Origin of the sequence: Sporolactobacillus putidus (genome assembly GCF_014647035.1) — a bacterium.
GTDB lineage: Bacteria > Bacillota > Bacilli > Bacillales > Sporolactobacillaceae > Sporolactobacillus > Sporolactobacillus putidus.
The window spans coordinates 1-14,110 of sequence record NZ_BMOK01000012.1 but is presented as its reverse complement, the minus strand read 5'-3'; the positions used below and the strand labels follow the sequence as shown (position 1 = coordinate 14,110).

The 14,110-nt window shown below is 38.8% G+C and carries 14 protein-coding genes and 2 pseudogenes; 2 read left to right on the top strand and 14 right to left on the bottom strand.

Going from position 1 to position 14,110, the window contains the following annotated elements; translation table 11 throughout:
• Nucleotides 1-29: 29 nt before the first annotated feature.
• The 4 genes and pseudogenes from IEX81_RS12505 to IEX81_RS12495 form a co-directional block, all read right to left on the bottom strand.
• Nucleotides 30-1,010 (bottom strand): LacI family DNA-binding transcriptional regulator, encoded by a 981-nt coding sequence (locus tag IEX81_RS12505; protein ID WP_188803824.1) that lies wholly within the window; start codon nt 1,008-1,010, stop codon nt 30-32.
• A gap of 107 nt (nt 1,011-1,117) precedes the next feature.
• A complete protein-coding gene (locus tag IEX81_RS12500; protein WP_188803822.1) occupies nt 1,118-2,479 on the bottom strand; it encodes an MFS transporter in 1,362 nt (453 codons plus the stop codon).
• Nucleotides 2,476-2,601: a hypothetical protein gene (locus IEX81_RS16715; protein WP_268239357.1), complete on the bottom strand. Its 126-nt coding sequence runs from the start codon at nt 2,599-2,601 to the stop codon at nt 2,476-2,478. Before IEX81_RS16715 ends, IEX81_RS12500 begins: the two co-directional genes overlap by 4 nt.
• Before the next feature lie 138 nt (nt 2,602-2,739).
• Nucleotides 2,740-3,012: pseudogene (locus tag IEX81_RS12495) on the bottom strand (MFS transporter); the annotation flags it as partial.
• 79 nt (nt 3,013-3,091) lie between these two features.
• On the opposite strand from IEX81_RS12495, the pseudogene IEX81_RS12490 reads away from it, so the two are divergent.
• Nucleotides 3,092-3,819 (top strand): annotated as a pseudogene (locus tag IEX81_RS12490) (site-specific integrase); the annotation flags it as partial.
• A 115-nt stretch (nt 3,820-3,934) separates the two neighbouring features.
• Here IEX81_RS12490 and IEX81_RS12485 read toward each other — a convergent pair.
• From IEX81_RS12485 to IEX81_RS16705, 9 genes are all read right to left on the bottom strand, one after another.
• Nucleotides 3,935-5,173: a tyrosine-type recombinase/integrase gene (locus IEX81_RS12485; protein ID WP_139692334.1), complete on the bottom strand. Its 1,239-nt coding sequence runs from the start codon at nt 5,171-5,173 to the stop codon at nt 3,935-3,937.
• Entirely contained in the window at nt 5,166-5,372 is a 207-nt protein-coding gene (locus IEX81_RS12480; RefSeq protein WP_130032046.1) for a DUF3173 domain-containing protein, read from the bottom strand. The genes IEX81_RS12485 and IEX81_RS12480 overlap by 8 nt, the downstream gene beginning before the upstream one ends.
• Nucleotides 5,373-5,878: 506 nt before the next feature.
• A complete protein-coding gene (locus IEX81_RS12475; protein WP_093672815.1) occupies nt 5,879-6,106 on the bottom strand; it encodes a helix-turn-helix domain-containing protein in 228 nt (75 codons plus the stop codon).
• Nucleotides 6,103-6,570: an RNA polymerase sigma factor gene (locus IEX81_RS12470; RefSeq protein ID WP_130032045.1), complete on the bottom strand. Its 468-nt coding sequence runs from the start codon at nt 6,568-6,570 to the stop codon at nt 6,103-6,105. The genes IEX81_RS12475 and IEX81_RS12470 overlap by 4 nt, the downstream gene beginning before the upstream one ends.
• 273 nt (nt 6,571-6,843) lie before the next feature.
• Complete coding sequence (locus tag IEX81_RS12465) at nt 6,844-7,563, bottom strand: 4'-phosphopantetheinyl transferase family protein (protein WP_139692332.1); 720 nt, start codon at nt 7,561-7,563, stop codon at nt 6,844-6,846.
• The gene (locus tag IEX81_RS12460) at nt 7,560-8,930 is read right to left on the bottom strand and encodes an MFS transporter (protein ID WP_188803820.1); all 1,371 of its coding nucleotides are present in this window, start codon (nt 8,928-8,930) and stop codon (nt 7,560-7,562) included. The genes IEX81_RS12465 and IEX81_RS12460 overlap by 4 nt, the downstream gene beginning before the upstream one ends.
• Nucleotides 8,920-9,759, bottom strand: a complete 840-nt coding sequence (locus IEX81_RS12455; protein WP_188803818.1) for an alpha/beta fold hydrolase — start codon at nt 9,757-9,759, stop codon at nt 8,920-8,922. Before IEX81_RS12455 ends, IEX81_RS12460 begins: the two co-directional genes overlap by 11 nt.
• Nucleotides 9,759-11,804 carry a non-ribosomal peptide synthetase gene (locus tag IEX81_RS16710; RefSeq protein ID WP_268239359.1) on the bottom strand — a complete coding sequence of 682 codons (2,046 nt, stop codon included), beginning with the start codon at nt 11,802-11,804 and terminating at the stop codon, nt 9,759-9,761. The genes IEX81_RS12455 and IEX81_RS16710 overlap by 1 nt, the downstream gene beginning before the upstream one ends.
• Nucleotides 11,791-12,564: an AMP-binding protein gene (locus IEX81_RS16705; protein WP_165361682.1), complete on the bottom strand. Its 774-nt coding sequence runs from the start codon at nt 12,562-12,564 to the stop codon at nt 11,791-11,793. Before IEX81_RS16705 ends, IEX81_RS16710 begins: the two co-directional genes overlap by 14 nt.
• A 307-nt stretch (nt 12,565-12,871) precedes the next feature.
• On the opposite strand from IEX81_RS16705, the gene IEX81_RS12440 reads away from it, so the two are divergent.
• A complete protein-coding gene (locus tag IEX81_RS12440) occupies nt 12,872-13,099 on the top strand; it encodes a hypothetical protein (protein ID WP_139692325.1) in 228 nt (75 codons plus the stop codon).
• A 595-nt stretch (nt 13,100-13,694) separates the two neighbouring features.
• Here the strand turns inward: IEX81_RS12440 and IEX81_RS12435 are convergent.
• Entirely contained in the window at nt 13,695-13,991 is a 297-nt protein-coding gene (locus IEX81_RS12435; protein WP_010024626.1) for an ArsR/SmtB family transcription factor, read from the bottom strand.
• Nucleotides 13,992-14,110 lie beyond the last annotated feature (119 nt).

Below are 14,110 nucleotides of genomic sequence, written 5' to 3'. Positions count from 1 at the left end.
ATATTGTGCGAAAAATATAGAGTTCCGGCTTATGCCGTTTCCCCTTTGTGAACTGTTACCGGTAGCACGACTTTCAGCGGTGTTTCTTTACCAGCTATTTTATCCATCAGCGTTTCAACTGCCGCCTCTGCGATTTGTTCGATGGGCTGAACAATTGTTGTTAGCTCTGGTTTGAATAATCTTACTATGTCGGTACCATCATAGCCCACTACCAGTAAATCTTCGGGTACGCGCTTTTGATATTCCTTAGCCAGCTTAATAATTAGACTGGCATCAACATCGTTTGATGCAAAAACCGCATCAACCTGCTTATTATTTTGAAATATTTTTCTAAACACCTTGATTTTTTCTGCTTCGGACAGGTTAAAATCCACCGTGTAAGTGACTGCTGGCAAGTTACGGGCCCGCATCATTTCTTCATATGCGCGTCTTCTTTCTTGTGCTGGTGAAGCTAAATCAGACGGGCCATTAACGTGCACAATATGCCGAGCCCCACGTGCCAATAATATTTCCATTGCCTTTTTGCCACCATCATAATTATCAGAAGAAATAACTGGAATGTCCTTATTCATAATTCGATCGATCGCGACAATCGGCAAGTTGGCGTTATTATATTCTTCAATATCCTTGTTGTGAGCGCCTACGATTAAACCATCAACTTGATTGGCAATTAGTTTTTGTAAGTAGGTCTCTTCTTTTTTAGGATCATTCTTAGAATTTCCAATTAGCACTTTATACCCCTTATTAAAGAGCCTAGTTTCTAATTGATACGCCATTTGGCCAAAGAATGGATTGGCAATGGTCGGAAAAATCAAGCCTATTAATTTAGTTTCTTTATTGAAAAGCTGTCTGGCAACATCATTTGGTTGATAATGCAGCGCTTTCATTGCCGCATACACTTTTTTTATTGTTTTTTCACTTAGATACCCTCGATTATTTAACACTCTCGAGACAGTTGTTTTAGAAATACCTGCTAATTTTGCGACATCATCAAGTTTGGGACTTTGCATTTTTCGCTCCTAAGTTGACTAGTTTTAAATGAAATCTTAACATATAAAGCATTTACAACTTATATTTTAACATAAAGAGCAAAAATGATTTTCCCGTCAACTAATCATTATTTTTGAATAGCTAAAGCGGTTCTTACTGTTGATTCATTTTTCTCATACTTCGCGTAAAAGAACATTGGAATTGCGGCAATAATAAATAGAATCGCTGGTAACCAAACAAAACTAATGTTTATTCCAAGTAACGATTGCTGGCTCTGAACGTGATTGGGGATATAACCAAAATACTGCATGACCTTTGCTGGGATAAAACCACCAATCCCACTGCCAGCTTTGACACAAAAAGCACTGCCAATTGAAGTTAAAAAGCCACTAGCTCGAATGCCATTTTTCCATTCCCCAAAGTCAACCGCATCGGCTAACATCAAAAAAGGCATCGCAGCCGCCACCCCAGTGCCAATTGAGCCTAAACAAAATAAGGTGATTACTGCTATTTGATTACTGCCAACAACTTGAAAGAGCATATTAGAAATTGCTGCCACTAACAACGAGGCAATGAAAACGGTTCTTTTATTTGTTTTCTTGACAAAAAAGGGAATTGATATCATCCCAATAACTGCGACGGCGGACAAACCACCGGCAACCGGAATTAGGGATTTAGCGTGCACATTATATTGAAAATAGTAAATCATGCCAGAACTTCTAACAGTGGTCCCAACCCAATAAAATAAGTTGGTGACAACGATTAAAATCCAGGGCCAATTACTCTTAGTTGCTTTAGCACTCTGCTTTAATGAAATTGATTTGACAGCAACCGAATTAACTTCACGTAAATTCCAAAAAGCGGTTAAAAAGGATACGATTGAGACAACGCCTAAAATTAATAGAGTATATGAAAATCCCTTACGATCATTCCCTTGTCCTAGTAACTGAACTAAAGGCAAAACGACACTATTAGCAACCAGCAAACCAATATTACCACCGACCATTCGATACGAATTTAGAACGGTTCTTTGGTCTGGATCATTTGTTAGGTTAGGTAAGATTGAGGTCATCGGTGTACTAATACCGGTATATAAAATACCTGATATCACATAAGTTAAGCTGGCATAAATAATCTTACTAGTACCTGACAAACTAGGTGTTGTGAACGTTAACCACGTAAAGAACGCAAATGGTACACACAACCACAAAAAATACGGGCGACTTTGTCCCCAGCGGGTATGGGTATGATCGATTAGAACCCCCCAAATGGGTGCGTCAATCATATCTAAGCATCTAGTAACCAGTAAAATGGTACCGGCAACACCAATTTCTAGTCCAAAAGTATCCGTATAAAAATACAACAAATAAGTACTGATACTTACAAATAAAACATTACCGCCGAAATCGGTAAGAGAATAACTCAACTTTCGAAAAAGTGGTATTTCTTCTTTAGTTTGGCGAGATTCTTCATAAACTATAGATTTCATTCTATCTGCTCCATCCTATTGGTTTTAGAAAGAACTCTCTCACAATTGAAAGAGGTCACATCGTCAAATTGATAAAAACCATCAATACCAAAATTGCTGTTCATTTGCCAAAAGTCATTCATATAAAATTCCTCCAAAAATTTATTCACAAATAGGAAAGCGCTTTCTTTATTTGTTGTACTTAGTATAAAACAACCGGTTAACACATGTCAACCGGTTTACATGTGTTTATTAATATTATTAAGATACTAGCGTAGCACAAACATCTTAGTTCTATTTATCAAAATATTCAGTCCTAATCCAAGTAACATGACCTTCTTACGATTTATCCCGGAAAACAATAACGGCAGGGTAGGTCCCGACGCAGCAATAGTAAGAGCAAAAAGACTCACCAGTAATCCAGCTTTTGATATGCTGACATTAAAGTGATTAGCAATGGAAGGCAATAACCCAATAACCCCCATTTCAGTATTTATGATGCCGAAAACTCCTATGGTCAATATGAAAATCAACAAATGGGTTCGTTTAGTCAAAAGAACAACTCCTATCTTCAATAAAATGCCCCCAAAAAAGGAACGAGGGAATTTATTAAAATTAAAAGTGGAAATGTCAAAAAAACAAGAGTCACAAATTGATTTTTGGACAAAAGAAGTATTTGAAAAAGTCATCTCGTTCATTTATAAAGACGACTTTTATCAACACTTCTTGTTCATTTCTCTCTGGTTTTTTTTATGATGGGTATGCGCATTGGGGAAGCGACTGCCATTCAATGGGATGATCTTGATTTTGAAACGGGCGTGCTGTCGATTGACAAAACGCTCTATTACAAAAATCAGTATGACTACCGCTTTGTTGAACCGAAAACGAAAGCGAGTGTCCGCCATATTGTCATCGATGACTATACGCTGAACCTGCTGCAAGAATGGCAGGCAGTGCAGCAAAAGGTTATCAAAACCGACTTTGCGATGAGCTACAACGGCATCCCGACGCAAAAGCACACCATCGCTTATGCGATTGAACGCTATGCAAAAATGGCTGGCGTTCACCGAATCCGAATTCATGTTTTGCGTCATTCTCACGCTTCGTTGCTCATCAGTATGGGCGAAAACCCGCTCATTATTAAAGAACGTCTGGGTCATAAAGACATTGAGACAACATTAGGAACCTACGGACATTTGTATCCCAACAGCAACTTTGACGTCGCACACAAACTAAATGGAGTCATCGCCTTTAAACCTGCAATCCGAAATTACGATGATTCCCCAAAGAACCAATTCACGGTCAACTATCTCAGAAGACGGCATATGAAAAAGTGCAATGATAGTGCAATAGGAAAATAAAAAAGAGCCGAAAAGCCCATGAATACTAGGGTTTTCAGCTCTCCAATTCCTATTCCCACTCTAAGTTTGCAGGTGTCGTCAGAATGCCTTTATATCAGCATTTTTAACACCTTTCCTATATCTTGGCGGGGATTCTGGCGGAACTTATTTTTTTTATTGCCTGATTGCCATTAAATTGAATCGCTGACTTAGGAGCGGTTTGAATCTTGACATTTCCGGCCATCTCTTCAGCAATTAATTCATCAATCCCAGACCATAAATGAGAGTAATGCTTCAACGTAATTTCAGGACTTGAATGACCCATCCGTTTCGATAAGATCAAAACAGAAACATTAAACTCATTGATGAGATACGATGCATGTGAATGACGCAATCCTTTCGCTTGAATACGATGCACATTTGCCAATTTAGCATAACGTCCAATAATTCGAGAAAGAGTCGATTTAATCATTGGCATTCCGTCATAGCTAAAGACAAAATCTTGAATATTCAATTCGGATTGTCGTTCTTTCCAATCTTTGAGTACCCGAATAGTATCATTATCCAGCGAAATGATTCGCTTTCCATCAGCGGTTTTCGTGTAATTTTTGCGTTCCCAGTCCATCTTATTTCTCATAAATAAGATATGATGAACACGAAGCCGCTTATTTTCAAAATCAATATCCTCCCACCATAAGGCTGTTCCTTCACTCACTCGGATCCCTGTCATAAAGTAAACCCACAACATCACAAAACACAAATGTTCATATAAATCATCTAAACAAATCGTTGAAATGACTTTTTCAAACTCTGTTTTTGTCCAATAAGGAACAATTGCTTTTCCCTTTGGGATGGGTTTGACTTTTTTAGAAATATTGTACTCAAGATACTCCATTTCAACAGCCATATCCAAGCTCTTGCGAAACATACCAAAAACCAAACTCGCATACGCTTGAGAATATCCAGCCCCATCTTCAGAAAGTAACCACGTCCGATATCTTTGGACATCTTCTATAGAAAGCTTTCGAAGTTGGATGGCTGAGAAGCGATCTCTCATACGCTCTAAAGTACGTTTACGAACATAGAATGTACTTTCTTCTACATCTGTCTTGTAAGCAGGAATATATACGTTATCCATAAACTGACCATAAGTCATATGATAATTCGCATAACCCTGAGTGGACAAATACTCATTCTTAACGCGTACCAATTCCTTGTAGGCTTGCAAAGCAGAAGTGAACTTTTTCCCTTGGCGATTGGTTCTTGATTTTTTTCTTAATCGTTTTCCAGTCAGTCGATCTTTTCCTAATTCCGTTTCATAATAGTATTGTCCAGTATCATCAACATAAACACCAGAATACTTTGTTTTAGCCACGAGTGTTTTTCTCCAATTCTAGTCCACATCCTAGAATCGATTCAACAGTCTCTTTTGGCACACGCCCTAAGCGCTTATTATTGTAAAATGGATATCCTTGTTGTACCATAATTTGTTTTGCCTGTCTAATGATAGTAACAGCCGTATATTTAGAATATCCCTTTTTAATTAAATCATCTTTGGTGATTAATTCATTCATAAGGCAAGTAATTCCTCCTTTAATCTCACAACTTCAATAGATACTTCAATAAGTTTGAGTCTCAGAATAATTACCGTCTTTTGGTTATTAGTTAATTAGCAACTCGAACAGCTCTGGCAAAGCTCACGGGAATCTCACCCCTGCATGGTTCTCATGCAGCCGCACCCATTGCCTGCGACGCCTTTGACGCTCGAACTATGGCTATACGGGAGTATCATTATCCTGATAAAGAAGTCATGGCAGCAATCCTGCCTTGGATTGCTTGTGGATCACTGACGGGAATCGCTCGCTATTTTACTAGGTCTTGGCGTGTCAGCCCACGGGCTCTTTCATTATCGGAACGTATTCGATTGCTATATACGACGCCATAATGGGCGTTTTCTTTTTCAAAGAACGTAGGCTTTGTCAGCCTATCAAAGCATACGAAGTAATCAATATGCTTTAATAGAATGACAAATTCTAAATTATCGCTTATAATTAATCTTGTTATTCGTGTTTATAGGATACTAGATTTCAAAGTCTAAGATCATTTGCAGCAGAGCAGTGGTCAGCTGTTCCTGCATCTCTTTGTCTACGAAGAAATAACCGTTGCTGTATTCGTCTGTGAGCGTTTTTGTAGCAAGTGTGACAATATAGCCTTCGTAATGTTTTAATATATATTGAATGGCTATGGCATCACCACTGTTTGCTGCTTCAATGATAGAAAAGGGAATTAATTTTTTCTTCTCTCTCATGGCTCGTCCTCCAATAGCGTTTTGATCATTTCTAATGCACTATGGCGGTTGCGATAGACCGTGCTTCGGTTTACACTTAATTCTTTAGCAATTTCTGCGTCTGACATTTCTAGAAAGTAGAACATCAGAATAATATCACGCTTGCGCTTTGACAAAGTATCCAGCGCTTCAGCAATTTGACAATCAGTAACTTGCACATCCATTGATAAGACTTTATAAAATCGACGGTCCAGACGGTAAGTATCAGAAGTGTGTAATTTATTTATATCTAAGTCTGAAACTTCTGAAAATAGACTTTCGTGCCTTCTTCGTCTACCAATCGAGCGACGGTAGTTACTTTTAGTACGTATCATCACCTTTCTTGCCATATAATCAAATTGAAATTGTATGGTTGTCTGAAAATCATCTTGAATCTGATAATTAACCTTTTCAGGATGTATTTTGTTGAAAGAAGATGGCCTCACAAGTATCACCCCCCTTCCAAGTCAGCAAGAAAAAGGAAAAGTTTGATTCTTTTTCTCTTTCATACTGACTCTCACCAAAGGGAAGCTATTTGTTGCAGGAAACCCCCTATCTAAAGTATTGAAAAAAGCCCGAACGGATGTAATCATCCATACAGACTTTCGAATGCATATACATAATCTTTATTATTCGGACAAGTTTTTACAAGTTAAACGGTAACAGTGGGTATGCTAGTAATTTCATCAAATATAGTTTACCTGGTTCATTATTGTAATCTAAACCCCTGGATAATTTGTTAATGGGACAGCACCATCATAAAAAAAAATTTGAGAATCAACCATCTGAACTTTTTCTGTTTTTCTTGTATCAGCTACTGATAGGATATAATCATTATCTATCTCATACTGCTTAAATTTCCAAATACAGTTTAAATCCTCTCCCTCTGATGTAGAGGATATTTTAGGAGACCGATTCTGATTAAGTTCAATAGAGAAAGAAGATAAGTCTCTGCTTAAACCTTCCCCAACAGCTTTTAGAAAACATTCCTTCATCGTCCAGATCTTAAAAAATCGTTTTTTCCGCTCCAAACTATTCTTTGAGAGCTTAAGAAATTCGCATTCTTTCTGCGTAAAAAATTGCTGAGCCACATCCAATTCAATATCTTGAATCTTTTCAATATCTATTCCAACAGGCTCATTATCTACCACGCAAACTACCCAGCTACCAGAGTGTGAAAGATTAAAATGAACATTTTTTGGGGTCATTAGTCGCGGTTTTCCATTTATTCCAGTACAAAATTTAATTTCTTGCTTAGAACAACCGCTAAATTGATTGACCGCATATCGTACTAAAAGTTCAGCAAAAACACTCCTAATTTTGTCTTCTTGTTTTCTGTATTCCTTTATCCTAACGATTCGTTCTTTGCTAATCCTTAGCAATAACTCTTTGTATCGCAAACCCTCAATATTGAAATCAAGCTTTATCGCCCAAATCATTTTACAAGAGTTGAGCGGAGACCGACTGAGGAAAGAATGCCGAGTAGAGAAAGAACGCTTGATCCAATCATTGCAGCGCTAAAGCCATTCGTAAATGCAGTTGTCGTCACGATATCTCCAAAAGCGTAGAAAAGGATGACAGAAACAGTGATTCCTACTGCACCACCAAGGAGCCGAAACATATTATAGATCCCTGACGCTTTAGCAATCTCAGCTCTGCCGACAGATCCAAGTGCTGCTTTCTGCAATGCGGGCCCTGCCATTGAAATTCCAGCACCCGCAAGGATAAGCGGAATAATCATTAGCCAATATGGGCTCCCTGGTACTGAAGTCAGCACAATCCACAAATAACCTATTCCTTGAAGAAGCAGACCAGTAATCGCTACCAAGCGTTCACCAAATTTATCGACAGCTTTTCCAGCTATTGGCGCGACAATGACCAATGTCCCTGTCCAAGGTAAAAGTTGAAGCCCGGCAATCAATGCGTTTGATTTATCTGCAACCTGTAAATATTGGGGCAAGAAGAACACCACGCCATACATAGATGCGTAAAGCAGAAAAGTAGAGATGACTCCACCACTGAAAGTCCATGATTTGAAAAAAGAAAGTGGAATCATTGGCCTTTTTTCATACCTCTGTCTCAAAACAAAAACGACTCCCAAAACAATGCTGAGCACACCAACAATTAGTGTTGAAGTCTGGATCATTTTAGAAGTACTTTCTGATAACGCCCAGATAATCCCTGCCGAAGAAAGTACAATGAGTATAGAATCAATGATGTTTAAATGATTGCCCTCTAATTGAGTTTCTGGTAATTTACGTTGCGACAGATAAATACCAACAAGACCTATGGGAACATTGATCCAGAAAATCCATTGCCAGGCAAGCTTAGCAACAATCAGGCCACCCAGTGCAGGCCCTACAATGAGAGCAAGTCCGCCTATCCCACTCCAAATACCCAGAGCCTTTCCGCGTTCGGAAGGAGGAATGGATGCCGTTAATATGGCCATCGACATAGGGGTCATTACAGAGGCACCGATTCCCTCTATGACCCGGGAAGCTATTAAAAAATCGATATTGCTTGATAATGCACAAAAGACTGAACCCAGAACAAAGATAAAGAGACCGATATTATACAGCCTTCTGTGTCCGATGCGATCTCCAATCGCAACACCAATCAATAAAACAGCTGCAATTGTAATGTTATAGGCATTGAGCGCCCATTGTAGCTCGCCAACCGAAATTCCAAAGTCATTTCGAATCGCTGTTGACGCGGTTGTTACAATCATCGAATCCATCATCGCCATGAAGAAGCCAAGCGATGTGAGCACGAGTACCCAAGTTGGATTTGTTTGTTTATTTGCCATTGGATACCGCCCTCCTGTCAACTCCACTGAGATGCTCAAGAATTTTCAGCAGAAATATCTCTGGAGACGTTACTGGGACAACATGCATTGCGCCTGGAATGATCTGTATTATTGAATTGGGAATTATTTTTGCAGCTTCCTTTGCGACAAGCCTATACGCAGGACGAGCATACTCACCATAACTTATAGTAACAGGACACAAGATTCTTTTTAAGTCCTCCGAAGAAGCTGGTAAATTTGGGGCACTCCGTTCAGTAAACATCAACGGAACTGTGCTTGCATTATCAAAGAATCTCTGTTTTAGTTCCTCATCGAAATCTTCAAATACTCCTTCTCGATTGCAGGCTCCATTAACAATATATTTAACAGCTTCTTTTGTATTCCCAGCTTTTACTGCTCCTATAGCGGGGCTTGCCATTTCTACACGATCGCGCTGGATTTGCTGCAATATTTTTTTATCTAAAACAAAAGATGAAATGCCAGGTTCATAAGCAAACACAGATTTAACCAGATCCGGTCTTCTTGCAGCAACCAGCAAGACAAGTGACGCTCCATATGACCATCCAACGAGGTGAACAGGCGGAGTACAAACTTTTTCTAAGAAATCAACAATATCTTCTATATGATTATCAACACTAAAATTACTTTCTCTGAACTCCAGCGAGTCTTCCCAAAAACCCTCGAGCGTAGGAAAAAAAAGATGACCCGAATCGTACCAATGCTCTCTTACCTGTGACCAAATCCGTCGATCGGAAATATAGCCATGAACAAACACGATCTCTTCGCCCTGCCCGACCTCGTCATAGCATAGGGCACGATTGTTACTCATCATTTCTCAGCTCCTTGTTTGCTAACCATTTTCGATAACTCGGATCGAAATATCTCCTGAAATTTATCAACAAATTCAGGATTGAGGATTGTATGGTGCTCTCCTGGAACTTCTATGTACCGCACAGGGGAGCGAGAATATTTATCCCACTTCTTTAACATTGTTTCAAAGTAATCCGCTTTACTTCCCCATATCGGTTGAGCATAAAAGACGGTAATGTCATTTACGCTTCCCTTAGGTTTGTAAGAACCTCCAATTTGAGAAAGACCATAAGCCAGATCGTTCCAGTGTTTAAATGTCGTCAAATCTTGTCCAAGCTCTCGAATTCTCGAGGTCGGTGCCAATGAAAAAAGATAGTCTACTGGATTTATATCCTCAGATTCTCTTAGATAATTACCAAGAGTATCAAGTTGACTTTTATCAATAAAGCCGAGAAAGAAAGACAACATAAGAGCACTTTCTACCCTATCAACCTTACCTCGTGGATGTTCAATTACTGGCGGAGCATCAATTACTAAAACATGTACCTTCTCTCCCATCGCTTCCAAAGTTTGTGCAACTGGTAGTGAAACTGGACCACCATAGGAATATCCTGCAATGTAGTACGGTCCATGTGGTTGATATTGCTTAATAGCAGCAGCATAGGTCGATACAAGTTCATCAAAAGATTCAAAAAATTTCTCGTTTGGATTGAATCCACGTGCTCTTAAAGCATAAATAGGTCTTTCATCCATGAAAAAATTAACCAGATTTACAAAAACCAGAACCTCTCCGACTCCTGGGTGAATCATAAAAATGGGTGCTCCAACTCCTTTTTTCTGAAGCGGCACGATTGGATTGTATTCTTTATTATTAGCTGTTTTAGAAGAAGCAAGATGAGCTATGCCTCTAGGTGTAGGGTCTCGAAGCAAGTCTACTAAAGAAAAATTCCGTTTGGTGTCAAATTGTCCTTTAAGACTAGTAAGTAAACGTAATATCTCTAGCGATGTACCACCTAGTGAAAAGAAATTACTAGTCGCACCTATTTCTCCTGTTGAAATCCCTGTTATCTTAGAAAATAAATTGATTATTTTCTCTTCGTATCCATTCTCAGCAGGCACAATTGGTGGAGTATATTCTTTTTCTAAACTAGCAAAATCTGCTATTAAGCTATCAAACTCTCCTGATTCGTATTTCTTTCGCAGCTTAGAACGCTGAATTTTACCAAGACTTGTCTTAATAAGTATATCTTTGGATACAGGAAGCACTAAAAGAGGACGGAATCCCCAGCGTAATATTGTGATATTTCTAATCGCAATGTTAATATTCCTAAGTTGTTGAGGTGTATTATAATCACTCAGTGGAGTATAGAAAACAACAAGTGACTCGGTATCCGATCCAACTGGCCGCGTTGAGAATGCAGCAATAAAAGAAGGCGCTATACCTTCAAGACTTCCAATTACTGTTTCCAGTTCGTAAAGAAAGTAATTGTTACCATTAACAATAATGCTATCTTTACTTCTCCCTACTAAGCGTAAAGATCCTGAGTCAGGCTCAATAATGCCAAGATCTCCTGTTTTAAACCATCCATCTTCAGTAAATGCTTCCTTTGTAGCTTTTTCATTGGAATAATATTTATTGAAGATCATAGCACCGTGCAGCTGAAGTTCCCCTTCTTGGCCTGGGTTCATGACCTCCCCGTTTTCCCCAAGAATTCGAATTTTCAAACCAGGAATAGGTTTCCCGAGAGTTGCGAACTCACTCTTGCCGATTTCATTCTCAAAATTAGTTGAATAGATTGATCCAGCACAGGTTTCAGTCATACCAAATGCTGGCCAAATGACTGAACGTTTCATACCTAGATCTGCAAATGCATTTAAGAAGCGGTCTCCCGTTTCACATACGTTAGCCTCACCTCCAGAAATAATACGTTTGAGGCAAGAAAAATCCATTTGCTGAATTTTTTCTGGCAAACCATTTGTACCATCTATCAGTGAAGTGATTTGTCCCAGTAGGAAGTTAGGTGTAAATGTATGTGAAACTCGATATTTGCTAATTATTTTCAAAAAAAAAGAGTGGATCTGAAACAATATCAACCGCTGGAACTTGAATCTGCGTTGAGCCCGTGAACAATGGCAAGAAGTGGCACTCTGTTAATGCCGCAACATGATCAAAAGCAATCCAATTCATGGTAATATCGGTATCCTCTATTCCTGTAGCAAGTCGCTTTCCTTCTAATGAATTAAGGATATTTTCATGAGTCAGAGTAATTGCTTTCGGAGCACCTGTTGAACCAGAGCTCAGCATTAAAAAGGCAATATCCGGAACATTATCGCTATCGACTTTTGCAGGTGCAGATACAGGGTTATGTAAATCTTCTACCTTTAGGATTTTGTTATCTACATCAAATAATTTAAGGTTACGCGATGAAATGATAAAAGTGGGATTATTAAGCAATTTTGATATATGGTTTAGATTGCCTCTCCATACTTCCATATCTGCAACTCGTGGAATTATTGGGCAAGGTATTATTCCTCCCAAAACACAGGCCCAAATTAAAGGAATGAAATCAGAGTGTTCCTCTAGAGCTAAGACGACAATATCTCCAGTTTTAATTCCGCTTTGATGCAAATTGTTAAGTATCAACCTAGATTCGTTATAGGTATCAAGATAAGTGGTGATTTTTTCCCCTCTAGAATCTACATAAATAATTGATTTGTCTGGAAAATTCTCAACAGAGTAAGAAATCATTTCGGAAAGATTTGCTGGATACCGATGAAAGCCCTCTTGTATTCCACGTTTAGCGGTAATATTATCGCTTATCATAATTATCCCCATCTCCTTTATCAGTTCAAAAGTACAAATTGTTTTAAACTATAATATATTATACCGCTAATGCATTAATGGTTCAATAGTACAAATACATTTGAACTTTAATGTAGTATACCACCTATATATTTACTTTTCAAGAACGTTATCTAGTTTAATATTTCTCAAATCAACTTTCACAGTTCAAAAATAAGGACGTGACCCTGGAATGGTCAGACGGAACCACGTTTCTCCCCGTTAACTTTTCCCTGCTCAGTTTAGAAAAAACAGTGATAAATAGGATTCATGCTGGTATCGACAAGAAGTGTTCCGGATACAAACGTCGGATCAAAGCCTTGCAGATAGCTCCAGATCAAATTCCTGCCATGGTGGAACGGATGTCAAGGGGGTTCATGCCCCCTATGTCCTGATGGACAGTTGGTTCACACAGCAGCTGCTGGTCAAAGCGCTGACCTGTCAGGGACTAGATGTCATTAGCATAGTGAAAGCGACAAATCAGCGTTATCAGGTTGACCGAAACAGTTTGGATTAAAACCTCTGTTCCGGCTCGCTGAACCAGTCACCAGTCAAAAAGGCATTCTGTGTTCAATCCGCACCACCCTGCCAATTGGATTCCGTCCAAAGTGGTTTTCGCACAAAACCGTTACCAGCAGGACCGCTGGATTGTCATTTTTAGTACCGACTGCACGATGACGGAATATAAATTATCCGAATCTAAAGAAGAGACGGGACATTGAGTTCTTCTTTAAAACGACCAATTTTTTCTAAAACTACAAAAATAATTTTAGGGACGGTCGTATGACCCCATGATCAGCCATACAGCAATCGTATTTACTCGGTTCATTCTTTTCTGGACTGGCGAAACCGCTGCAGTTCGGACGAACTGACACTAGGCGGCATGTTCTAAGAACCTTGCGACGAAATAAGGACCCTGGATTGGGGCGTTGCCCTGACCCATCTACTTGACCTTTTCCATTTAGATTTAGCCGAAACCAAAAATACAATCAAGAAGTGTATCGTCTGTCAACTCCAGCAATAGATTGACAGACTACCCAACTATATCAGGGTTTACCTACCAGGATTAAGCTGCGAAAGTTGCGTTCTCAATAAACAAAAAATTTCTAAATTCAAAGAGAATCTAGAAATTTTGTCACATATTTATCAAAGATATCATAATTAAGAGAAACATATTTCTCTCTGGACTGCTTTCGTGTAAGAATTAATCCTGCTTCTCGAAGAATTTTAAAATGATAAGAACCTGCAGATTTACTCATTTTAACTATCTCTCCGATTTCACCACAAGTTACCCCTCGATTTACCTTTTTTAAATATCGAATAATCTCCAATCTGATTGGATCCGATAGAGCCTTAAAAACTTTTACTCTTAATTCATCTTCTTGTTTTTCTGTTAGTTTAATAATCATAATACTATTGTATCAACTTCAGAGAATTTTATCAACCGAAATTACTATTGAGATTGAGTCAAGTCTTTGTAGGCAAATTTTTATCTGCCAGCGTGTACCCAATAGTGTAAACGAATTCA

What these genes read in the sequence shown, in the direction of transcription:
- IEX81_RS12465 (WP_139692332.1), bottom strand. Translation starts at nt 7,563, where the DNA reads ATGATTTGGGCGATAAAGCTTGATTTCAATATTGAGGGTTTGCGATAC.
- IEX81_RS12475 (WP_093672815.1), bottom strand. Translation starts at nt 6,106, where the DNA reads ATGAGAGAGAAGAAAAAATTAATTCCCTTTTCTATCATTGAAGCAGCA.
- IEX81_RS12480 (WP_130032046.1), bottom strand. Translation starts at nt 5,372, where the DNA reads ATGAATGAATTAATCACCAAAGATGATTTAATTAAAAAGGGATATTCT.
- IEX81_RS16715 (WP_268239357.1), bottom strand. Translation starts at nt 2,601, where the DNA reads ATGAATGACTTTTGGCAAATGAACAGCAATTTTGGTATTGATGGTTTT.
- IEX81_RS16705 (WP_165361682.1), bottom strand. Translation starts at nt 12,564, where the DNA reads ATGATAAGCGATAATATTACCGCTAAACGTGGAATACAAGAGGGCTTT.
- IEX81_RS12505 (WP_188803824.1), bottom strand. Translation starts at nt 1,010, where the DNA reads ATGCAAAGTCCCAAACTTGATGATGTCGCAAAATTAGCAGGTATTTCT.
- IEX81_RS12455 (WP_188803818.1), bottom strand. Translation starts at nt 9,759, where the DNA reads ATGAGTAACAATCGTGCCCTATGCTATGACGAGGTCGGGCAGGGCGAA.
- IEX81_RS12435 (WP_010024626.1), bottom strand. Translation starts at nt 13,991, where the DNA reads ATGATTATTAAACTAACAGAAAAACAAGAAGATGAATTAAGAGTAAAA.
- IEX81_RS12500 (WP_188803822.1), bottom strand. Translation starts at nt 2,479, where the DNA reads ATGAAATCTATAGTTTATGAAGAATCTCGCCAAACTAAAGAAGAAATA.
- IEX81_RS12460 (WP_188803820.1), bottom strand. Translation starts at nt 8,930, where the DNA reads ATGGCAAATAAACAAACAAATCCAACTTGGGTACTCGTGCTCACATCG.